Origin of the sequence: Citrobacter sp. C1, assembly GCF_014596895.2 — a bacterium.
In the GTDB taxonomy this organism is placed as follows: domain Bacteria; phylum Pseudomonadota; class Gammaproteobacteria; order Enterobacterales; family Enterobacteriaceae; genus Citrobacter; species Citrobacter gillenii.
In genome coordinates this window covers 1,245,380-1,266,914 of record NZ_CP115035.1, presented here as the reverse complement: position 1 = coordinate 1,266,914, position 21,535 = coordinate 1,245,380, and the positions used below count along the sequence as shown (strand labels likewise).

Annotated in this window: 28 protein-coding genes and 3 pseudogenes; 28 read left to right on the top strand and 3 right to left on the bottom strand. The window is 53.7% G+C overall.

Translation table 11 applies throughout. From position 1 onward, the window contains the following. The first annotated feature begins 85 nt into the window (after nt 1-85). The 8 genes and pseudogenes from IB214_RS06030 to IB214_RS05995 all read left to right on the top strand — a co-directional run bounded on the left by IB214_RS06030 (nt 86) and on the right by IB214_RS05995 (nt 5,495). Complete coding sequence (locus IB214_RS06030) at nt 86-319, top strand: DUF2732 family protein (protein ID WP_188249423.1); 234 nt, start codon at nt 86-88, stop codon at nt 317-319. After that, entirely contained in the window at nt 319-546 is a 228-nt protein-coding gene (locus IB214_RS06025) for a TraR/DksA family transcriptional regulator (protein ID WP_117343897.1), read from the top strand. The genes IB214_RS06030 and IB214_RS06025 overlap by 1 nt, the downstream gene beginning before the upstream one ends. Next, on the top strand, nt 543-1,403 hold the full coding sequence (locus tag IB214_RS06020) for a DNA adenine methylase (RefSeq protein WP_188249424.1): 861 nt from the start codon (nt 543-545) through the stop codon (nt 1,401-1,403). Before IB214_RS06025 ends, IB214_RS06020 begins: the two co-directional genes overlap by 4 nt. Then, the gene (locus IB214_RS06015) at nt 1,400-3,673 is read left to right on the top strand and encodes a replication endonuclease (protein ID WP_223240411.1); all 2,274 of its coding nucleotides are present in this window, start codon (nt 1,400-1,402) and stop codon (nt 3,671-3,673) included. Before IB214_RS06020 ends, IB214_RS06015 begins: the two co-directional genes overlap by 4 nt. Further along, nucleotides 3,670-3,933 (top strand): annotated as a pseudogene (locus tag IB214_RS06010) (ead/Ea22-like family protein); the annotation flags it as partial. The gene IB214_RS06015 and the pseudogene IB214_RS06010, both read left to right, overlap by 4 nt. A gap of 175 nt (nt 3,934-4,108) precedes the next feature. Next, entirely contained in the window at nt 4,109-4,390 is a 282-nt protein-coding gene (locus IB214_RS06005) for an ASCH domain-containing protein (RefSeq protein WP_188249426.1), read from the top strand. Beyond that, the gene (locus IB214_RS06000) at nt 4,383-4,721 is read left to right on the top strand and encodes a hypothetical protein (protein ID WP_188249427.1); all 339 of its coding nucleotides are present in this window, start codon (nt 4,383-4,385) and stop codon (nt 4,719-4,721) included. Before IB214_RS06005 ends, IB214_RS06000 begins: the two co-directional genes overlap by 8 nt. A 564-nt stretch (nt 4,722-5,285) precedes the next feature. Then, entirely contained in the window at nt 5,286-5,495 is a 210-nt protein-coding gene (locus tag IB214_RS05995; RefSeq protein WP_188249428.1) for a hypothetical protein, read from the top strand. 357 nt (nt 5,496-5,852) lie between these two features. On the opposite strand, the gene IB214_RS05990 is transcribed toward IB214_RS05995, so the two are convergent. The 3 genes from IB214_RS05990 to IB214_RS05980 are packed head-to-tail and all read right to left on the bottom strand — an operon-like array spanning nt 5,853 to nt 9,387. Then, entirely contained in the window at nt 5,853-6,899 is a 1,047-nt protein-coding gene (locus IB214_RS05990; RefSeq protein ID WP_117343892.1) for a phage portal protein, read from the bottom strand. Next, nucleotides 6,896-7,621, bottom strand: coding sequence for a terminase family protein (locus IB214_RS05985; protein WP_117343891.1), 726 nt, complete (start codon nt 7,619-7,621; stop codon nt 6,896-6,898). The genes IB214_RS05990 and IB214_RS05985 overlap by 4 nt, the downstream gene beginning before the upstream one ends. Then, a complete protein-coding gene (locus IB214_RS05980; RefSeq protein WP_117343890.1) occupies nt 7,621-9,387 on the bottom strand; it encodes a terminase ATPase subunit family protein in 1,767 nt (588 codons plus the stop codon). The genes IB214_RS05985 and IB214_RS05980 overlap by 1 nt, the downstream gene beginning before the upstream one ends. Nucleotides 9,388-9,523: 136 nt before the next feature. Here IB214_RS05980 and IB214_RS05975 point away from each other — a divergent pair, with 136 nt between their 5' ends. The 20 genes and pseudogenes from IB214_RS05975 to IB214_RS05880 form a co-directional block, all read left to right on the top strand. After that, nucleotides 9,524-10,366 carry a GPO family capsid scaffolding protein gene (locus IB214_RS05975; RefSeq protein WP_117343889.1) on the top strand — a complete coding sequence of 281 codons (843 nt, stop codon included), beginning with the start codon at nt 9,524-9,526 and terminating at the stop codon, nt 10,364-10,366. 16 nt (nt 10,367-10,382) lie between these two features. Next, entirely contained in the window at nt 10,383-11,429 is a 1,047-nt protein-coding gene (locus IB214_RS05970; protein WP_188249429.1) for a phage major capsid protein, P2 family, read from the top strand. Then, on the top strand, nt 11,426-12,082 hold the full coding sequence (locus IB214_RS05965; protein ID WP_117343887.1) for a terminase endonuclease subunit: 657 nt from the start codon (nt 11,426-11,428) through the stop codon (nt 12,080-12,082). Before IB214_RS05970 ends, IB214_RS05965 begins: the two co-directional genes overlap by 4 nt. Nucleotides 12,083-12,183: 101 nt before the next feature. Further along, nucleotides 12,184-12,651, top strand: coding sequence for a head completion/stabilization protein (locus IB214_RS05960; protein ID WP_117343912.1), 468 nt, complete (start codon nt 12,184-12,186; stop codon nt 12,649-12,651). Beyond that, nucleotides 12,651-12,854: a tail protein X gene (locus tag IB214_RS05955; RefSeq protein WP_117343886.1), complete on the top strand. Its 204-nt coding sequence runs from the start codon at nt 12,651-12,653 to the stop codon at nt 12,852-12,854. The genes IB214_RS05960 and IB214_RS05955 overlap by 1 nt, the downstream gene beginning before the upstream one ends. A 2-nt stretch (nt 12,855-12,856) precedes the next feature. Continuing rightward, entirely contained in the window at nt 12,857-13,072 is a 216-nt protein-coding gene (locus IB214_RS05950; protein WP_117343885.1) for an HP1 family phage holin, read from the top strand. After that, the gene (locus IB214_RS05945; RefSeq protein ID WP_117343884.1) at nt 13,053-13,568 is read left to right on the top strand and encodes a lysozyme; all 516 of its coding nucleotides are present in this window, start codon (nt 13,053-13,055) and stop codon (nt 13,566-13,568) included. Before IB214_RS05950 ends, IB214_RS05945 begins: the two co-directional genes overlap by 20 nt. Next, on the top strand, nt 13,565-13,981 hold the full coding sequence (locus tag IB214_RS05940; protein WP_117343883.1) for a DNZ54_00345 family protein: 417 nt from the start codon (nt 13,565-13,567) through the stop codon (nt 13,979-13,981). Before IB214_RS05945 ends, IB214_RS05940 begins: the two co-directional genes overlap by 4 nt. Further along, on the top strand, nt 13,960-14,394 hold the full coding sequence (gene lysB, locus IB214_RS05935; RefSeq protein WP_117343882.1) for an Rz-like lysis system protein LysB: 435 nt from the start codon (nt 13,960-13,962) through the stop codon (nt 14,392-14,394). The genes IB214_RS05940 and lysB overlap by 22 nt, the downstream gene beginning before the upstream one ends. Next, a complete protein-coding gene (gene lysC / locus IB214_RS05930) occupies nt 14,276-14,521 on the top strand; it encodes an Rz1-like lysis system protein LysC (protein WP_223240412.1) in 246 nt (81 codons plus the stop codon). The genes lysB and lysC overlap by 119 nt, the downstream gene beginning before the upstream one ends. After that, nucleotides 14,484-14,921 (top strand): phage tail protein, encoded by a 438-nt coding sequence (locus IB214_RS05925; RefSeq protein WP_117343881.1) that lies wholly within the window; start codon nt 14,484-14,486, stop codon nt 14,919-14,921. Before lysC ends, IB214_RS05925 begins: the two co-directional genes overlap by 38 nt. Next, a complete protein-coding gene (locus IB214_RS05920; RefSeq protein ID WP_117343880.1) occupies nt 14,896-15,543 on the top strand; it encodes a phage virion morphogenesis protein in 648 nt (215 codons plus the stop codon). The genes IB214_RS05925 and IB214_RS05920 overlap by 26 nt, the downstream gene beginning before the upstream one ends. Before the next feature lie 70 nt (nt 15,544-15,613). Continuing rightward, entirely contained in the window at nt 15,614-16,249 is a 636-nt protein-coding gene (locus IB214_RS05915) for a phage baseplate assembly protein V (protein ID WP_188249431.1), read from the top strand. Continuing rightward, complete coding sequence (locus IB214_RS05910; RefSeq protein WP_117343879.1) at nt 16,246-16,596, top strand: GPW/gp25 family protein; 351 nt, start codon at nt 16,246-16,248, stop codon at nt 16,594-16,596. The genes IB214_RS05915 and IB214_RS05910 overlap by 4 nt, the downstream gene beginning before the upstream one ends. Next, nucleotides 16,593-17,501, top strand: coding sequence for a baseplate assembly protein (locus IB214_RS05905; RefSeq protein ID WP_188249432.1), 909 nt, complete (start codon nt 16,593-16,595; stop codon nt 17,499-17,501). Before IB214_RS05910 ends, IB214_RS05905 begins: the two co-directional genes overlap by 4 nt. Continuing rightward, entirely contained in the window at nt 17,494-18,015 is a 522-nt protein-coding gene (locus tag IB214_RS05900; RefSeq protein ID WP_117343877.1) for a phage tail protein I, read from the top strand. The genes IB214_RS05905 and IB214_RS05900 overlap by 8 nt, the downstream gene beginning before the upstream one ends. A gap of 8 nt (nt 18,016-18,023) precedes the next feature. Next, entirely contained in the window at nt 18,024-19,880 is a 1,857-nt protein-coding gene (locus tag IB214_RS05895) for a phage tail protein (protein ID WP_348939485.1), read from the top strand. Then, nucleotides 19,880-20,296 carry a hypothetical protein gene (locus IB214_RS05890; RefSeq protein WP_188249411.1) on the top strand — a complete coding sequence of 139 codons (417 nt, stop codon included), beginning with the start codon at nt 19,880-19,882 and terminating at the stop codon, nt 20,294-20,296. The genes IB214_RS05895 and IB214_RS05890 overlap by 1 nt, the downstream gene beginning before the upstream one ends. A gap of 152 nt (nt 20,297-20,448) precedes the next feature. Continuing rightward, nucleotides 20,449-20,751 (top strand): annotated as a pseudogene (locus IB214_RS05885) (phage tail protein); the annotation flags it as partial. Further along, nucleotides 20,743-21,477 (top strand): annotated as a pseudogene (locus IB214_RS05880) (DUF3383 family protein); the annotation flags it as partial. The pseudogenes IB214_RS05885 and IB214_RS05880, both read left to right, overlap by 9 nt. Nucleotides 21,478-21,535: the final 58 nt, after the last annotated feature.

Sequence of the window (21,535 nt, the reverse complement as noted above, 5' to 3'; positions counted from 1 at the left end):
GCGGTTCGCGGGCCGGTTCACCAAGAAAATTAAAATGGCGTAAACCCGCCGGGCATCTTTTTGCCTAAATTCAGGAGAAAGCACTATGCGTAATATTGAAGTCCGTAAGACAAAAACTGGTTTTGATGATGCAGGGATTAACCAGTTGCTCACTGATGCTCGACTGGAGGAACGTCGCGGCCGTGCTGATGTCATGGCTGCTCGTTTGGAAAAGCTAGCCGTCCTGATCACCAAAGGCGGTCTGAACGGAAAGGAAGCCGCCGAATTACTTCGCCTTGAAGCTGTAATCATCACCAACGAAGCACAGGAGATCCACTGATGGCCGATTCAATGGACCTCGTGCAACAACGCGTTGAGGAAACTCTTCAACGCAACATCTATAACGCCCGCAGCCGCAACGCTGCGGTTTCTTCATTTCATTGTGAAAGCTGTGGAGCAGCCATCCCAGAAGCGCGTCGCATAGCAGTACCAGGTTGTGATCTTTGTGTAACTTGCAAAGAAATTGATGAGTTGAAGGGAAGGCATTACACCGGCGGTGCTGTATGAGCACCATGCTGAAATGGGCTGGTAACAAAACAGGAATTATGTCGGAGCTAATGGCTCATCTTCCTACTTCAGGGCAGCGTCTGGTTGAACCATTCGCAGGTTCTTGCGCTGTCATGATGGCGACTGATTTTCCTGCTTATCTGGTTGCTGATATCAACCCAGACCTGATTAACCTTTACCGCCAGGTGAAAGAAAATTGCGAAAGCTTTGTAAAATATGCGAGAGAGTTTTTTGTTTCATCAAATGATGAAACAGCCTACTACATAGCCCGCCAGGATTTTAACTCGTCAGCTGAAATGAATAATCTCTGGCGGGCAATCTATTTCCTGTATCTGAACCGATTCGGATACCGCGGCATGTGCCGTTACAACTTACAGGGAATGTTTAATGTTCCATACGGCCACTATAAAGAGCCGTACTTCCCGGAGAGCGAGATCCGCGCATTTGCAGACAAAGCGCAGCGCGCCACTTTTATCTGTGCCAGTTACGAAGAATCGCTGGCGATGGTTAAAGCCGGTGATGTGGTCTACTGCGATCCACCATATGACGGAACCTTTACGAAATACCATACCGCTGGCTTCGCACAGGGTGACCAGCATCAGCTGGCGTGCATTCTGGTGGAACTTGCATCTTCTGGCTGTTCGGTCATCGTATCCAATAGCGATACAGCACTTGCCCGTTCCCTCTATCGCAGTTTCACCATTCATACCATCACGGCCAAACGCAGCATTGGTGTTGCAGCCGGCGAAGGCAAAACAGCCTCAGAAATTATCGCAGTCTCAATTCCTCCACAGCCTTTGTGGGTCGGGGTTGATTTTGCGTCTGACCGCGATTTTTCTGCTGAGGTGCCGGTTTGAGCGATTTGATGTTCGCATGGAATGCACCCCGCGCCGCTGTCGGAGCTTATCAGGCTGACGACACTGCGCGCGGGATCATGTACCTCACGCCAGATGGCAGCCGCAAGCTCCGGTCTGTCGCTGAACTAGCACAAACAGAAGATAAACCAGACCGTAGCCGGGCGGTTCGCCGCCGCCTGTCGTCCCTCCCCCACTTCGTACGCCGTATTTTCTCTCAAGAGCTGGAGCAAAGAGACCGCAAAGGTAAAGAAGCAGCTGATGCCTGGCTGCTCAATACTTTTGAACGCTTCGTTCTGAGCCGTATAGACCAAGTAAACGAACAATATCTGCCGCAGGGTACATTGCCCGCAGCTCTGCTCCCATTGCACAGTGATTTCTACCGCCTGATCTGGGCTGGAAAAAAAGAGATGAAACGACTGGCGCATAACCTTGCTGACATCCTGGGCAGCGAGTTTAATCGCGAGTTTGAGTTTCAGTTGGCCCGCACCGCCGATCCCCATTTTTCCACGCTGTCTGGTTATGGCCGCATGGGGTTCCTCGTCTCACATTTGAATGTGCCGGTTCCATGCTGGACGGCTTATTGCAAAGAAGAACTGGAGGGTGAAGAGGCTTTATGCGCCGTTGCCCGCATGCAGTCCCCTCAGTGGTGGCTAAACCGTCTGCGTCGTATTAACTCACGCTGGCGTGAGCACCTGATGATTGCAGCAGGTTACGTCCATAGAAATGTATCGGCGTACTGTAGCGATCCATGCCTGCAAGAGTGGACTGCGCAGAAGAAAGCGAACTGCGAGTTTCTGAAGGCCATGGAGCTGGAAGATGAAGATACCGGCGAGCGCGTATCACTGATCGATAAGGTTACAGCCAGCGTAGCGAACCCGGCGAACCGCCGCCGAGAACTGATGGCGAGAATGCGCGGCTTTGAAGATATCGCAGATGAGCAGGGTCTGGAGGGTGCCTTTTTCACCCTGACCGCACCATCAAAATATCACTCTATGCAGTTTAGCGGGCGCCGCAACGATAAGTACAACGGAGCTTCGCCGCGCGAAACCCAGAAATATCTTTGCAAAGTCTGGGCGCGAACACGCGCAGCCTGGCTGCGTAAAGGGATTCGCGTCTTTGGCTTTCGCGTAGTTGAGCCTCATCACGATGAAACACCACACTGGCATCTGCTGTTGTTCATGCTTCCTAAAAACATCCAGCAGGCTACTGAGATTTTCCGAAGTTACGCGCTGGAGGAGGATGGCCATGAGCCGGGAGCGGCAGAGAACCGCTTCGAAATGAAGCCTATAGACAAAGAAATAGGCAGCGCCACTGGCTATATCGCTAAATACATCTCAAAGAACATTGACGGCTATCAGCTGGATGATGAGCTGGACGATGACACGGGCAAGCCACTGAAAGAAACTGCCCGCCGCGTCAGCGCCTGGTCGTCACGTTGGGCTATTCGTCAGTTCCAGCAGATTGGCGGCGCGCCGGTTACGGTTTGGCGTGAACTCCGTCGCTTGGGTGAGCGTGAGCTAGTTTTGCATCCTGAGATTGAACCTGTCCGGCAGGCGGCAGACGGCAGTGCCTGGGATCTGTACGTTAACGCCCAAGGCGGTCCGCTGGTTTCCCGCGATGAACTCCGCGTGCGCCTGTGCTACGAGGTCACTGAAAACGGCAACATTTACGGTGATGACGTTTCAAAAATCTCCGGCCTTTACTCTCCGGTTGTGGGCGCTGATTCACGGATACACACCCGTACCACGAAATACAAAATAGTCCCGAAACGCCAGAGCGATGACGCCTCTGGTTTTGACGTTGATTTTTCAGGCGGCGCAGCCGCACCTCGGAGTTCTGTCAATAACTGTACGCGGGAGCCGCGGGCGGTGGAAAAAACGACAGAACACAATCTTGAAGGCCGTGATCTCAGCTCCCTGAGCCGTAAAGAGAAGAAAGAGATCGCGCGCCGGTTATCTCAGGAAGCGACTGAGGCCAAACGCCGGAGACGCGAAAGCGCAACTAGGCTGGAACGCCGCTTTGTTGCCGGTGAGCCAGCAGAGAAAATCCGCGATTTTGCACAGTCTATCAGCTGGGATATCGGCGAAACGGAGATCGGCTTCCTTCTCTCTGGTCAAAAAATCGCACTGGATGGCGTGTTATACGAGTCCACCAGTGACGGCACGCTTTATCGGGTTCGGGGTAAGCCCCCTCAATCCAATATGACAACCATCAATACCTGGCTTGAGCGGCTGGGAACTTCATATCGTTACAAAGGAATAGACCAATGACAGCACTCAACAAACAGGCGCTGCGTAAGCGCTACTCCGCAAAACCAACACCAAAATGCGATATCTGCGGCGCCCAAATGACAATACAGCGGATGTCTGGTAGCCGAGTAACTTACGGCTGCTCAGGTGCGATTTACGATGAAACCGGATGCCACTACGCCGATGGCCGCAGCCTGGCTGATGACCATTATGAACAATCCCGCGTCACTGTCACCGATGAAAGTGACCCTGATGTGCTGGCGCTGTTGGATGAGCTGGAAGCCGCAGAGAAGCGCATAGCAGAACTGGAGGCGCGGACGGTGAAACTTCCAACCGGCACTGAAGTTAATGGATTTCATATGCTGATTGAAGAAGAAGTAATAGCTCGACTGAGAGAGTCTGGAGTTAACCCAATTGTTGTCCGCGCCGCTGGAATTGGCGTGAAGGGGGAGTGAGATGGCGAATCTTCAGCTTGCAGTAAACGGTGAATACTTCGACCAGATGAAGTCAGGAGAGAAGACGGAAGAGTATCGTCTGGTGAATCCTTACTGGGGGCGCCGCATTCACGGTAAAGACTATGACCGCCTGATTATCACTCGTGGCTATCCTAAGCGCGACGACATGAGAAAGCGTATTGATGTCCCGTATGACGGGTATGAAATCAAGGTGATCACGCATCCTCACTTCGGGCCCGAACCGGTGAAAGTTTTCGCTATCAAGGTGAATATCAATGGCTAAATCCGCAGCAGAACGCAAAGCAGCTCAACGAGCCCGCCAGTCTGCCGCTGGCGAGCGCAAGATTGAACTGGTGCTAGACGATCAGGAACTGGAGATGTTGGCGCAGAACTGCGCCGCCCGGCGCCCTGGTCGTGCGCCGTATGAAATGGCTGAGTACATCGCGCTGCTAATCCGCCAGGATGATGCGCGCGTTCGTGGCCACATCAAAGCCATCGGTGCGAACCGCTGCGGTAAATGTGGCGATGTGCTACCAGTTGATAGTTGCTGTATGCAGGGTGATTCAGCGTGCTGGGTTACGTCTGGATGGCATCAAACAAAATTATCACTGTGACATGTCACGATGTTAGTTTATCCAATAAAGCATCTCCCGGTTTTTTTAAAACATCGCATGATCGATTTTAGCGATCAATTTCACTACATCGATCTACGAAAGTGATTAATTGGTGGGCGCAGGCTATCAACATAATTCCAACGTACCCACCACCATCACAGCCGTGGAGAGTATTGAATACTGATATATAACATTGCGAAATCCGCTTTTACGTCTGTGAAATTCGCCAAATCAAATAGTTACACTCGTGACTTTTGACAAGTTTTTCGTGTTAACAATAACGATCGTTTTTTGCACATTAGTGACGAAAAAATATATTTAAATCAGTCAGATAATTGCTCTTGCTTAAGCATGTATTTTTTGTGCATACTTGAACGCAAAGAAGATTACTGTTTATTTATACAGTGTTTTAAAGTAAGGTTTCTGAACTACCCAAAATAGTTCTAACTTTCTTCCGGCAAACCTATTAGGTTTTTTGAGCTATTTGGTAAATTGGCTCTGTATAGGGTCATTCATCTGCCGGTTGAATGTGAATGTTGATAGCAAAGCATAGAAGGGGGTTATGTGTCTGAAGGTGATTATGCGCTACGAAAGCTGGAACGCATTTTATATGTTTCCGAGAATGCCTTGCTGACTAACAGCAAACCTCTCGAACAAGAATTGGCATTGGAAATCATCAAAGAAATCGTTGATGGTCATTTCTTATCACCTGCTAATTTGTTGGAAATGACGCGTAACCGCGCCGAGCTTCCCCCGCCCGGTGGTGGTTCCTGAGTAGTGCATGTCTATGCTGCATGAATCCGCATGATCGTTTGAGGATCGTTTTAGCCTTAGCCCGCCAGTTCTGGTGGGCTTTTGTGTATATCGGGCACCTGCATGAAAACTATTACACGAAGCGGGCAGGCGTGGCGGGGCTAACATTGCGCGCGGCGGGGTTTGGGGTGGGTTGAAGCCCTCGCAAGGTCGACGCAGGAAGCCGCAGCGGCACGGTGGCGCGTCGTCGCGTGTGCTCATGCGCAAAGGTGTGAGTGTGGCAAGGTGAGCACAGCGTGCTGCTGTGGCTTTCTGGTTGGGTTAGGGCGTAAAAAAACCGCCCGGGTGGGCGGTTATGGTCATGTGATTGCAGGAAAACTACTCATCCGCTGGCATATCCAGTTGATATGGCGCGAAGCGGATCACCTCTTCACCCAGCCAGTCGTTCAGCTCCATCATACGGTTCTGCAACGGGGTCAGTTCATTGCGCACAAAGACTGTACTGGCCTTGCCCACATCACCAAACCCGCCAGCATTCTGCGGAATAATGCCCATCATCTGCGGTGGTACCCGGTGAACGGCCAGCATGTCATCACGGCTGGTATTCTTGATATTCAGAAACTCATCCTTTGCCGCCACTTCTGACAGCGGGATTATCTGGATACCATCCTTCTTCCCGTTCGGGCTGTACATAAACAGGTTACGGAAGTTGCCAGGCCCTTTCGATTTGCGCAGTGCTTCACGGATATTATCCACATCAGACTGGTTTTGTGCCGGGTCGCTCATGTACATGATAAAGCCCGCGTGGCTGCCATTGAGATAAAACTTGCGACGAAACAGCGTGGCCGATTCATTCAGCAACATGGACGGTATGGCGCTCAGATATTCCGGCAGCCCGTAGACCTCCTGATTAAGGTCAGGCTCCATCAGGTGAAACACTTTCCCTGTTTCAAACTGGTATGGCTCCGTGGTGTAACCATATTGCACAAACCAGTAAGTATCAAAGTCGATACCGCGTCGTGTGTATTTGGCCAGTGTCGGTTCAAGTGACAACGTTTGCCCGAGACGGCTGACACGCCGCTCAAGATAAGCATTACCAAACACCAGAAAATCATGCACAAAGCGATTGAATTTCTGCTGGCTTAACAGCTTATGCGGGATAAACGTGCTGGTCAGGATGTTGCGTTTCACAAAGATAGGCGAGCTGTGGTGAACCGCAGAACGGAACGAACGCGCCAGCCCGTCAAAGCTTATCGGTGGCTCAAACCAGCGGTCCATCTGCACACATTCCAGATAATCCATCAGTTCGCGGCGGTCCAACACGGGGATCGGGTCGCCAAAGCTGAACGCCTCCGCCGCAGCGCCGCCTGATTGTGCGTTGTGATCTACCGCTGCGCGGTTATTCTTGTTTTTACGTTTGCTCATGCCGCCTGCTCCTTGTCAGCCTGGGGCCATTCGCACATAAACAGCATTTTCCAGTCCTCTGCTGATAATTCTTTTTTCATGTCATTCAGCCATTCATTATCAAAGAGCGCGGCTCCGGTTGCGAGCGTTGCCCCGGATGCTGCAGCGTCATCAGCGGTAAAGGTCATGCTGGTTGTGCTGTTGCGGGAAATCAGCTTCTTGTATTCCCGCCATGCTTCCGGGCTGGGGCTTGGGGTGGTGTAGTAGGTAGCGTGATAGCGCGCGTGCATGGACAGGCCTTTGGCGAGCGCAATCATATTTTTCGGGGAGTCCGCCCAGGCATACTCTGACACGTAGACGTTTCCATGGAGCGCGGCGGCGAGACTTTCCGGCCCGATAAAATAAATGATCGCACCGTTTGGTAGTTCCAGATGCGCTTTGCCTGATTTTATTTTTCCAAGGTGTGTCCAGGCTGCGGCCTGATCTATAAAGGCTGAAATATAGGTTTTGACTGTCAGGGCGGATGCCGGGGTGCAGCCCAGAAAAATCTGGTTGCGTCCGGTATGCAGTGCATCGTTCAGGGCTTCGTAGGCGAAAAAGAAATCCGCGCCCGCCTGACGCATTTTTGTAAGCACACGGTTTCTGCTGCGTGTGCCGCTGTTCCATTCATGCTGGTAAGCAAAGAAAGGGCGATCTACAGGCAGGCTGGCGGTGGTCATGAGGTTAGTTGGGGTTGAGTGCATCAGAAAATCTCCACAATATTGCTGGTATTGGCGGCTTCGCCCTGCAGCGGTTCGTTAAACAGTGCGTGCATCGTTGCCCAGGCCAAATCTGCGTGGCTGGCTTCTTCGCTGCGGCTGGCTTCGTAGGTAGGGCGGTTTCCGCTGGCCGTGATGGATCGGCGAATAGCCATGAAACTCTGAGCGATGTCAGTGTGGCCCGCGTCAAACTCCAGACGACGGTGGCTGATAATGTCGTAGGCTTTCAGCACCAGGGCGTTTTTGACGTTCGGGTTATAGACAAACTCACGCGCGGCAGGGAAAAAACCTTTCACGCTTTCGTAGACACCATGGCCCACACCGGTCGAGTCAATGCCTATGTAGGTAACGTTGTACTGTTTGGTCAGGTTTTCAATCGCTGCAGCCTGAGCACGAAAATCTAGCCCGCGCCACTGATGGCGCTCAAGTATGCGGAACTTACCACCCTGAACAATCGGCGGGGCAATCACCACGCACCCGGCGCTGTCTCCGTTCTGTGTCCCTTTTGCCGGGTCGTAGCCAATCCACACCGGTCGCCAGCCAAACGGGCGAACCATCAGCGGCTCGAAGTCGTCCCACACTTCCCAGCTGTCCACCATGCAAGCCTGCAAATCAGCCAGCGGGAATATCGACGCCAGGTCGTCGATAAAGTCACACATCAGCAGGTTTTGGTATTCGTCCGGGCTGTATTCGAGACGCAACTGGTCGAGGTCAAACAGATTGCAGCCACCATTGACGGCATCTTCCACCGTCACAATCTGGCGATACTGACCATCCGGGCAAAGAACACCACGAGCCAGATTCGTATGGGTCAGGTCGATATCCACCCGGTCAGTTTTGGCTCGGCCCCGGTTATACAGTGCGCCTGACCAGAACGGGTAAGCGCTGTGGGTCAGGCTGGACGGTGTTGAGAAATAGGTCTGACGCCACTTTTTGTGCAGCGCCATCCCTGATGCGACTTTTCGCAGCTCCTGGAATTTCGGGATCCAGAAGTATTCATCCAGATACAGATTGCCGTGATAGCTCTGTGCGGTGCGGGCGTTGGTACCGAGAAAATACAGACAAGCCCCGTTGCTCAGTGTCATCGGATCGCCTTTCAGCTCCACATCCACCTCGCGGGCAAACTCCAGAATGTACTGTTTGAATACGTGCGCCTGGGCTTTACTGGCTGAGAGGAAAATTTGGTTGCGTCCGGTGGTCAGTGCATCCAGTAGCGCCTCACGGGCAAAGTAGAAGGTCGCACCAATCTGACGGGATTTAAGCACGTTGCGGATACGGTGCTTGTTCCCGGCGTCCCACCAGGTACGCTGATAGCCAAACAGCGAGTCGTGAAAAATATCCTGAAGCTTCTCGATTTGTTCATCACTGAAAACGTTCTTTTCAGGTAGCTTGCGGTCGCCTTTGTTCCGGTTGGCCACGTTTGGATTCAGATCGGATTCATTACCACCGTTGTTGAACTTGCCGATGCGCGCATGGCGTTCTGACTGGCGAGCCAGGAGGTCGATTTCTTTGAAGTCCCGACCTTCCTTGGTCGGTTTCATAATTAACTGACAGTAACGTGCTGCCGTAGTGAGTTGCATCTGATCCAGTGGTCCATAACTGCTCCACTTGTCACGTTTCTTCCAGCTGTGTACGGTTGCAGGCTTCTCTCCCAGCATTTCAGCAATGCGGGCAATGCGTAACCCCTGAAAGTACAGGAACATAGCCTGACGGCGGGGGTCGAGGTCCGGGTTTACAGGTGTCGTTGTCATGCCGCAAGACTACGGCCCACCGCGATGCCTTTCCGCTTCCCGCTGTTGTGCTATCACTGACACAATGGCGGCGCGTTGTTTCAAATCGCCCTGACCGCAAACATAAAGGCTCTGACGACAAACCGGAGCCTGAACAATGGCAAAGAAAGCAAAGCGTTTCCGTGTCGGGGTGGAAGGTGCCACCACTGACGGACGCAAGATTGAACGCAGCTGGTTAACCCAGATGGCTGCGAATTACGACCCGTCCACGTACACCGCCACCATCAATATGGAACACATCAAGGGCTACACCCCTGACAGTCCGTTCCGCCGTTATGGCACTGTGGACAAACTGGAAGCCGAAGAAATCACCGAAGGTGCACTGGCGGGAAAAATGGCGCTGTACGCCACTATCACTCCGACCGATGACCTGGTGGCCATGACCGCCAAACTGCAAAAACTGTTCACCTCCATGGAAGTGAACCCGGAGTTTGCAGACACCGGCGAAGCCTATCTGGTTGGCCTGGCTGTCACCGACGATCCAGCAAGCCTGGGTACCGAAATTCTGCAATTCAGTGCAGGTGCAAGTCGCAACCCATTGGCATCCCGCAAGCTATCACCTGGCAACCTGTTTTCTGCCGCAGAAGAAACGCTGCTGGAGTTTGAAGACGTTGCCGACCCGAAACCGTCTTTGTTCGCGCAGCTTAAAGAACGCTTTGCCAAAAAACAGACCTCTGATGATGCCCGTTTTAGTGACGTGCATGAGGCTGTGGGTCTGGTAGCTGAAGAGCATCAGAACTTGTCCACGAAAGTGGACAAGCAGGCAACGGATATAGCCGGATTCAGCGATCTGGTGACATCTCTGCAAGAGCAACTTTCCGCCACCCAGGACGAATTAGCCACCCTGCGTCAGGAATTGTCCATTCAGGACAACAGCCCTGAACGCCGTAAGTTTGCAACTGGTGGTAACCAGGGCGCGAACGAACTGACCAACTGCTGATGGAGCATCTGCACTAATGAAAAAAACTACGCGCTTTGCCTTTAATGCCTACCTGACGCAGCTGGCAAAAATTAACGATGTTTCCGTAGAGGACGTCACCGCCACTAAATTCTCTGTGTCACCGTCGGTGGCGCAAACGCTCGAAGACTTAATCCAGAATTCGGCGGCGTTCCTGACAATGGTCAACATCGTGCCGGTTCCTGAACAATCCGGGCAGTCACTGGGTCTGGGTGTGGGTACCACGATTGCAGGCACCACTGACACTACCAGTAAAGACCGTGAACCGACCGACCCAACAGACCTGAGTGGGGTGGTTTATAAATGCACTCAAACCAACTTTGATACTGCACTGACCTACAGCAAGATTGATATGTGGGCTAAGTTTCAGGACTTCCAGACCCGTATTCGCGACGTCATCGTGAAGCGCCAGGCACTGGACCGCCTCATGATTGGTTTCAACGGGACCAGCCGCGCTGCCACTTCAAACCGTACCACCAACCCGAAACTTCAGGACGTGAACACTGGCTGGTTGGAGAACGTTCGCATTAATGCCGCTGCCCGAGTGATGGACAGCGTTACCAATGCCGGGACTAACCGCAAGGAAATCCATATTGGCCATAAGGGTGATTACGAGAACCTCGACGCGCTGGTGATGGATGCGGTCAACAACCTGATTGATGAGGTTTATCAGGATGATGACGGTCTGGTGGTGATTTGTGGCCGTGACATGCTGGCAGATAAATACTTCCCGATCGTGAATAAACAGCAGGAAAACACCGAAGCGCTGGCCGCTGATTTGATTATCAGCCAGAAACGCATGGGTGGCCTGCCGGTGGTGCGTGCACCGTTCTTCCCGACCGGCACACTGCTCATCACTCGCCCGGATAATCTGTCCATTTACTGGCAGGAGGATTCCCGCCGTCGTCAGGTCAGCGACAATCCGAAACGTGATCGTGTTGAAAACTTTGAGTCGGTCAATGAAGCGTACGTGATTGAAGATTATCGCGGCGCATGCTTGGTGGAAAACATCAAGGTTAAAGCTGACTGGAGCGTAGCGCCATGACCAGCCCCGCCCGCGCACACCGCCTGCGGGTTGAAGCTGAACTGACTGCCCGACAGGGCAGTCATCAGCAACCTCTCAGCGGTTATAACCAGATGCTGTTGCAGTTGTCGGAAGACTTGCGCCGCCTGAAAGGGGTGCAGTCCACTGAACGAAAAGCCGAACTCAAGCGCGATATTCTGCCGAAATACGAACCATGGGTGACAGGTATTCTGGCCGGTGACGGATCAAGTCAGGATGACGTGGTTATGCATATCCTGGTCTGGCGTATCGATGCTGGTGACTACACTGGTGCGCTGGAGATTGGCCGCCATGCTCTGAAACATGGATGGGTACTGCCCGCCAGGTACAACCGCACCACGGCCACAGCAATTGCTGAAGAGTTTGCCGATGCCGCACAGCGTGCCTTTGTGGCTAAGCAACCTTTCAGCGCAGCCTTGCTGACGCAGGCGCTGGAGCTGGTTGATTCCCATGATATGCCGGACCAGTCTCGCGCCAGACTGCATAAAGCTCTGGGATACGCGCTACGGGATAACGATCAGCTGGCGGCGGCAGCCAATCACCTGAACCGTGCACTGGAGCTGGATAGCCGCTGTGGTGTGAAAAAAGATATTGAGCGACTGGGAACCCGGTTGCGTAACGCCAGCAATGGCTGACAGGACGTGCCCACGCGCGGGGCGGCACGGGGTGGCGACAGGCAAATGCCGCATCAAAACCCCGTCCACCGCCCGACTATTAAGAGGATGCCATGCAGACAATGAAGTTTGTTGCACCAGAACCGGCACCGGACGGCGGTAAGGACATCATCACCAACACCACATTCTGGCCAGACCTTGATATCTCAGAGTTTCGGGCAGAAATGCGCACTGATGGCACCGTGACTCCGGCGCGACTGAGGCAGGCGGTACTCACTGCCATTGCTGAAGTGAACGCCGAACTGCATGACTTCAGACAGCGACAGATGGCAGCGGGTTACTCCTCTCTGGCTGAGGTTCCGGCTGATGAAATTGATGGTGAAAGCCAGCGCCTGCAATTGTACCGCCGCGCTGTCTGGTGCTGGACCAAGGCCACGCTGACTGAGCGTTACCGTGATTTTGATGCCACCGGCAGCGGCAATAAAAAAGCTGATGAGCTGGTCAGTACGCTGGATGACCTGTGGCGGGATGTTAACTGGTCACTGAGTCGGTTACAGGATAAACCGCGCATGACAGTGGAGCTTATCTGATGAAAGTACGGGCGCAGCAGTATGACACGGTAGATGCCATTTGCTGGCGGCACTATGGCCGCACGCAGGGGATGACTGAGCGCGTACTGGCTGCCAATCCGGGGCTGGCTGATATAGGCCCTGTTCTCCCCCACGGGATGGAGGTGGTTCTGCCGGACATCGTGCCGGCGGCCATCGCCCAGACCGTACAGCTATGGGACTGACCATGACCATCGAAAAAGTCACGGCATTTATTGTGTACTGGATTGCGGTATTTCTTGCCTGGTTGGGTGGTTGGTCCATCCAGGACGCAGCGGCAGCGGTAGGTATGGCACTGGGTGCGGGCATGTTTACCGTCAGTTGGTACTACCGCCGCAAAACCTTCCAGCTGTTGGCTGCCGGAAAAATCAGCAGGGAGGTTTATGAGCGCGCAAATCGTTAAACGTTGCCTGATCGGCGTGGTACTGGCACTGGCTGCTCTGGTACCGGATTACAAACTACTCCGCACCTCACCGCAGGGGCTGGAACTGATCGCTGATTTTGAAGGTTGTCGCCTGGCACCATATCAGTGCAGTGCAGGAGTCTGGACCAACGGCGTCGGTCATACCGCGGGGGTGAAACCGGGTAGCGTTATTACGGAACATCAGGCGGCCAGCAATCTGGTCAGTGATGTACTTCTGGTTGAGAAACGTCTTGCGGCCTGCCTGTTAGTCGCCCCACCGCAGCATGTTTACGATGCGCTTGTCAGTATAGGGTTTAACGTCGGGACAGGGGCAATCTGCCGCTCAACGATGGTGTCATTCATTAATCGCCAGCAGTGGTGGCAGGCATGCGATCAACTACCACGCTGGGTTTACGTTAACGGTGTCAGGAGCGCAGGGCTTGAGAAACGACGCGAACGGGAACGGGCCTGGTGTTTAAAAGGAGCAGGGAAATGAAAAAGTGTTTGAAGTGGATTTTTGATATTTCATTACTGGTGATGATTTTACTGGGATTTATGTATCCGCAAAGTGCTGCCACAACAGTGGTGGCCTTCTGGGCATGGTTAGGTGTCGGCATCTGTGCGTTATTAATCTGCGTGGGTGCAGTGTGTCAGTTCCTGTGGTTGCATAGTAATAAAACCGGTTTTGCAGTTCTTACCCGGCGTGCTTTCGGCCTTGATGTTCGCATCAGGCTGAGCAAACAGTTTCGGTTTGTGATAATGACGGCGCTGGTTGCTGCATGTCTCATCAATTCAGGCATGTTAACAGTCACGCTGTGTTATCTGGCAGCGGTGCTGGGTTTTCGTTTCCTGCGCTCGGTCCTACTGATGGTGTCAGGTGAGCCGTTATGCCACGTATCCTCAGTGTAGCACTGGTGGTTGTCATTGCGCTGTCAGCTCTTCTGGGCTGGCAGCTGAATGCGGCAACAGACACCGTGGGTGAACAGGCCAAAACCATTGGCACACTGAAGCAGCAACTGTCAGATAAAAACGGTCAGCTTCTGGCTATAGACCTGATGGCCCGCGCCAACGACAGTCTGCAGCTTACTCTGCAAAAGCAGAATGACAAACTGGCAGCAGCTGTGGCCGGTCGTGATCAGCGCTTAAAGGAATTGATAAATGAAAATCATGAAGTTAAACGCTGGGCTGACACTCGTCTGCCTGATGCTGTTATCCGGCTGCAACAGCGCCCCGCCATTACCGGAAGTGAGGGTTATCACGCTTACCTGTCCGGCGGTGTCGCGCTGCACCCTGACAGCCAGCCAGCCGGTGACAAACAGTGATTTACTGGCGGCAAAAAATACCGCCGAAGATGCCTGGGCGCAGTGTGCCGCCCGCATCGATATGATTGTGGACTGTCAGGAGCAGCAGCATGAAAAAGCCAGATTCCCTGCGTCGCGCACTGACTGAAGCCGTCAGCCATCTGCGTGAAAACCCAGATCACCTGCATATTTTTGTGGATGACGGCAACATGGTCAGCACGCTGGCCCCGTCTCTGTCATGGGAGTATCGCTACACCCTGAATGTAATGGTGACAGAGTTTGCCGGAGATCAGAATCTGATGATGGCTACTGTGCTGGCGTGGATGCGAGACAACCAACCGGACGTTATGGCCAACCCGGACCTGCGAAACAGCAGCATTTCTTTTGAAGCGGTAATCCTCAATAACAACGCCTGCGATCTCAGTATCGACCTGAAGCTGACAGAACGTGTCGTGGTCAGTCCTTCAGGGGACAATATGGTGGTTGCCGCAGTCCCTGAACCTGATAACCCGGAGCTGCGTGATGATTACTGGCTCACCTCAAAATGATGCACTGAACGTTGACCGTGAACTGGTTGCGTTGCTGGAAAAACTTTCCGGTCGTAGTCGTCGCCAGCTCGCGCAGGAAATAGCCCGTGACCTGCGCCGCACGCAATTAAAACGCATCGCCGCCCAGAAGAACCCCGACGGCAGTCCATTCACGAAACGTAAAGCCCGTTTTATTACGGTCCAGCAGGGCATGAAGTTTCTCTGGCGCGATCAGATGCGCAGCCTGAAAAACTGGCAATTCCGTAAGGGACGTCACGGCGACATGGTGACGGGATTTGACATTGAACGCAGCGCGGTACGCTCATTCTATAAGCGAGATATTCAGCGCTTTATTGAAGTGAAAAAAAACCGTATTCGCTCACGCGTAAAGAACAAACAAACCCGCATGTTTAAAAAGCTGGGAACCAGCCGTTACATGCTGACGAACGCCTCTGCTGACGGTGCCGCTGTTTTCTTTGCCCCGCAGGTTCAGCGTATCGCGCAGGTACACCAGTACGGTCTTAAAGACCGTATTCGACCGAATATGGAGGTCCAGTATCCATCGCGCCAGCTGCTGGGGTTCACCCAGGCCGATATGCAGCACATCGAATACCAGATAATTTCGTGGCTGACAAAAACCTGATCCATTGTGTGAGCCATCAGACAATAACCGGGGCTGCATTCCGGCCCCATGCGCGTGGCAGCATATCCCCATGAAACCTGATATCACGGAAATTTATCGACTGCTCAATAATCTGATCCGCACCGGCACTGTTCTTGAAGTGAATTTAAAGGATGGGTTATGCCGTGTGCAGACGGGAGAGCTGCAAACCACCTGGCTGAACTGGATGACTTCCCGTGCCGGACGTTCACGTACATGGTGGGCGCCATCTGTGGATGAACAGGTGTTGTTGCTGAGTATCGCGGGAGACCTGACCACGGCATTTGTATTGCCCGCCATTTACTCTGGTGATCACCCTGCTCCATCAGCCTCTGCCGACGCATTGCATATCACATTCCCGGATGGTGCAGTAATTGAGTACGAACCGAAAACCAGTGCGCTTACCGCCAGCGGTATTAAAACAGCCGTTGTGACGGCTTCGGAATCTATAACGGCCACAGTCCCTGTAGTGTTGGTAAAAGCCGAAACACGGATCACCCTGGATACGCCGGAGGTGGTCTGCACTAACAAACTCATCACCGGCACGCTGGAAGTGCAAAAAGGGGGAACGATGAAGGGCGATATTTCACATAGTGGAGGTAGCCTGACGTCTAACGGTATTCAGGTCGATGACCATAAACATACTGGCGTGAAGTCAGGCGGTGAGAATACTGGAGGGCCAGTCTGATGCGTTATCTCGGTATGAATCAGCAGGATGGTACGCGCCTTACTGAGCTTGACCATGTACGCCAGTCGGTGCGTGACATTCTGGTAACGCCGGTCGGCAGTCGGTTGATGCGCCGTGAATATGGATCGCTGATACCTGACCTCATAGATGAGGCGCAGAACCCGGCAACCCGCCTGCGGGTGATGGCTGCAACCTATGGTGCGTTGTGTCGCTGGGAGACACGTATCCGTCTGACCACCATCAATATTACCAGCGCCACTGACGGCTCCATGGTGGTTGACCTGACCGGAACCCACGTGGATGGCGGGCCGGTTAATCTCTCTGTCGGGCTGGGAGCAAACCAGTGAGCATTGTCGATTTATCTCAACTCCCGCCACCGCAGGTGGTGGATGTGCCGGACTTTGAAGCCCTGTTTGCACAACGTAAAGCGAACTTTATCGCGCTCTATCCTGCAGACGAACAGGCCGCAGTCACCCGCGCACTGGCGCTGGAATCTGATCCGGTGGTGAAGCTGTTACAGGAAAATACCTACCGTGAAATTCTGCTGCGCCAGCGCGTCAATGAAGCCGCGCAGGCGGTCATGGTGGCGTACTCAATGCAGTCTGACCTCGACCAGCTCGCCGCCAACAATAATGTGCAACGCCTGGTCATTAGGCCAGAGGACCTGAACGCGGTACCGCCGGTGGCGGCCGTGATGGAATCTGACAGCGATTTACGCCAGCGCATTCCGGCGGCGATGGAGGGGCTGAGCGTTGCGGGGCCATCTGCGGCCTATGAATTCCATGCCCGCAGTGCTGATGGCCGTGTGGCGGATGCCTCTGCTGTCAGCCCTACACCGGCAAATGTCACCATCACGGTGCTGTCGCGGGAAGGTGACGGTACGGCATCCACGGAGCTGATTGCCGCTGTTAATAAAGCGCTAAATGATGAAAGTGTGCGCCCGGTGGCTGACAGGGTGACGGTGCAGTCTGCCACCATCGTGAATTACACCATTGATGCAAAGCTTTATCTCTATCCGGGGCCGGAAGCCGAACCCATCAAAGCGGCGGCGATCGAGCGGTTACAGGCTTACATCAAAGCCCAGTCCAGGCTGGGGCGTGATATCCGCATATCGGCAATTTACGGCGCACTGCATGTTGAAGGGGTGCAGAGGGTGGAGCTGACCGCGCCGGTCGCTGATATGGTGCTGGATAAATCAAAAGCAGCTTACTGCACCGCCTCCACCGTCACTATCGGTGGTACCGATGAATAGCCTGTTACCGCCGGGGTCGTCAGCGCTTGAGCGTCGGCTGGCACAGGCCTGTAGCGATATCAGTGACCTGAATGTGCCGCTGCGTGATTTGTGGAATCCGTGGAAATGTCCAGTGAAATTTTTGCCCTATCTGGCATGGGCATTTTCAGTTGATCGGTGGGATGAGGCCTGGGCGGAAAACGTCAAACGAAAAGCCGTCAGCGATGCCTTTTTTATTCACCGACGTAAAGGCACGCTCGCTGCTATCCGCAGCGCAGTTGGTCCTCTCGGTCGTATTATCGGTATCACCGAATGGTGGGAGAACAACGCCACGCCAGGCACGTTCGAACTGGATATCGGGGTGCCTGACGGTGGCATGACACCCGATATGAATACAGAAATGGACAGACTCATCAGCGACGCCAGACCCGTCAGTCGTCACTGCTCAATCAACATCGTCCAGGAGGTGCCTGGTTATCTGTACACCGGTGGCATCATTTATGACGGCGACATTATTACGGTTTATCCAGGGTAACTATCATCATGGCGAAATTTAAAACGATTATCACCACCGCCGGTGCGGCAAAAATTGCCGCCGTGCTGGCGGGCACCGGCAGTATCGTGCTGGACAATACCGCGAAAATGGCCGTGGGTGACGGCGGCGGAACCTTGCCCACACCGACCCCGGCCCAGACAAGGCTGGTTAATGAGGTACATCGCGCCTCCATCAACAAAGCCAGTATTGATGCCAGTGACCCGAAAAACATTATTGCTGAACTGGTTATTCCACCGGAAACCGGCGGTTTCTGGCTGCGTGAAATGGCGCTATATGATGCGGCGGGTACATTGCTGGCCGTGGGCAATATGGCTGAAACCTACAAGCCATCATTAAGTGAAGGTGCCGGGCGAAAGATGGTGATTCGCATGGTGATCGCGGTCAGTGAAGTGACGGCAATCACCATCACCATGGACACTTCCACCGTGATGGCGACACAAGACTATGTCGATTCTGAAATTGATAAACATGAAAAATCTCGTAACCATCCTGATGCGACACTGACTGCTAAAGGCTTTACGCAACTAAACAGCGCAACGAATAACGCCTCAGAAACGCAGGCCGCCACCCCAAAAGCGGTAAAAACGGTGATGGATGCGACTAACCTCAAAGCCCCGCTGGCCAGTCCTGCACTGAGTGGTGTCCCGACTGCGCCGACCGCGCCACCGGGCACCAATACCCAGCAACTGGCGAACACCCAGTTTGTGCTGTCGGCGATTGCCTCGCTGATTAACTCCGCACCCGGTGTGCTGGATACGTTGGGCGAGCTGGCCGCAGCACTCGGCAATGATGCTAACTTTGCCGCCACAATGACGGCTGCCCTTGCTGCCAAAGCACCGCTGGCCAGCCCTGCACTGAGCGGTTTACCCACTGCACCAACCGCAGCACCTGGCACCAATACGTTACAGCTGGCGAACACGCAGTTTGTGCACGCAGCTGTTGCTGCACTGGTCAACGCCTCACCTGCAGCACTTGATACACTCAAAGAACTCGCCGCAGCCCTGGGAAATGATGCGAATTTTTCCACCACGATGACGAACGCGCTGGCAGCTAAGCAGCCGCAGGATGCCACTTTGACAGCACTGGCCGGGCTGGCGAATGGGGCCAACAAACTGCCTTATTTCACGGGTACGGATACGATGGCCGTTGCTGACCTGTCAGCATTTGTCCGCGCTATGCTGGGGAAAGCGGATGCAACTGCCGTACTTTCATATCTTGGTTTGGTAGGAGGCCTGGCAAGCGATGCGGTCGGACGGCTGATTGGCGTTAAGATTATTACGGCTTCCACGACATACGCAGCAACGCCTGGCACGAAAAAAGTGCTGGCAATCATTACCGGTGGTGGTGGGGCTGGCGGTAGCTGCTCTGCAACAACCACAGGCTCCACTTTCTCTGGCGCTGGAGGAGGCGCGGGGGGGACTTGTATCGGCCTCCTTAACCTTGCTGATGCCACAAATAAAGCAATCACGATAGGTGCTGGCGGTGCTGCGGAACTTGCTGGCGGGAGCACTACGTTCGCAGGAATGGCCGCAGGGGGCGGGGGTGGCGGTGGATACACAAGCGTAACATCCACGCCTGGTGGTACAAGTGGTACGGCAACTGGCGGCATCATGAATATCCCAGGTGGTCATGGAGGAGATGGTCAGTCAGGAGCTTACCTAATTAGCGGAATGGGTGGTGGTAGTTTGTGGGGAACTGGAGGCCGCTCTGGTCAAAATGCTGGAATTTCTTCAATTGTGTATGGTGCAGGTGGTGGCGGAGCTTACGATACTGGCTTCTCAGGTACTAAGCGTAATGGTGGGAATGGTGCGCCCGGCGTGGCAGTAATACTGGAGTTTGCATAATGAACAATGTTTACGCAATCGTAAAAAATGAGTCCGTAATTAACGTTATTATGTGGGAAGGTGAACCTGACTGGGCACCAGACAAGGGGGAAGCCATTCGCGCACCTGACGGGGTTGGGATAGGCTGGGGCTATGCAAACGGGCAATTTACCGCGCCGCCAGAACCTGAATTAACCCCTGACGAGCTTGCGGCTAAAAACCTACTTACCGCGCAAGCTGCATATGAGAATGCATCAAATAAAATCACAGCGTTGAATGAGCAGATTCAGGATGATGATTTTGACGGTACGACAGAAGTGACGGTAAAAGCTGAACTGGCTGCCTGGACCAATTATCGGAAAGATCTTCGCGCGTACATCAAAAATGCTGATGGCAACCAACCTTTACCTACCGCACCGCCAGAGGTTTTGAATTAATTTATAGATGAACCTTTTGTAGAATAGCCATGGCCTCCATCTGTGAGGCCTTTTTTATGGTTGTTGTGTGAGTGCTGACACAATGGCGGGAAAGTGCCTGTTGTTTGTGTTCGCTTCATGATGTGGCAGAACCTCATGAGGAGAGCCGCAACATGCAAGACTATCATCATGGTGCCCGCGTCATCGAAATCAACGATGGCACCCGCACTATCCGCACGATTTCAACGGGCATCATCGGTATGGTCTGTACCGCTGATGATGCTGACGCTGAAACATTCCCGTTAGACAAAGCCGTCCTGATCACCAACATCAATTCAGCCATGGCCCGCGCCGGTCGTAAAGGCACGTTGTATAACGCACTGAGTGCTATCGCCGACCAGACCAATCCGGTTGTTGTGGTGGTACGTGTGAAAGAAGGCGTCACCGCTGCCGAAACCACCAGTAATGTGATTGGTGCCGCAGTTTCCGGGGCAGCCACACCTGCCACATCAGCTACCCTGACGGGGGCCGCCCTTACCCTGTCTGATCTGGCCTTTGCAAAATTCAGCGCGGTGAAAAGTGGCATTCTGAAAATCAATGTCGACGGTACGGTGCAGACCTTTGTGGATGTGGATTTGTCCGGTATTGCCTCTGGCACCGACGCCGCAAACATGGCTGCTGTTGCCGCTGTCATCAGTGCCAAGCTCACAGGTGCCACTATTGCCTGGAACGGGGAGAGCTTTATTGTTGCCTCGGCCTCCACGGGTATTCCTTCTTTATTAGGTGTGGCCATGCCGGTGAATGTCGTGACCGACGTTGGTCCATTGCTGGCGCTGGATACCGCCCACGCACCTGTTGCGGTGGTGGGGGTGGATATCAGCGGCAGTAATCCTGCCACCTCCGGTACGCTGACCAGCCCCGCACTGAGCACGGCAGAAAAGGCGATCGCCCGCTTTACCGTCGTCAAAAATGGCTCACTGAAAATCACCATTGATGGCGCGCTGAAAACCGTCACCGGGCTGGACTTCTCCGGGGCGGCAGACCTTGCAGCGGTGGCGGCAGCGGTCACCGCGAAACTGGCGGGTGCCACCGTGGCATGGGACCAGTCAGCCGGGACCTTTATTGTCACGTCGGTATCTACCGGGGTGAATTCGAAAGTGGCCGCCGCGCAGGCGGTTACCAGTGAAACCGACTTAGGCCCGCTGCTGGGTCTGGATGCAGCCCATACGCCGGTGGTGAAAAACGGCACGGCGGCATCGG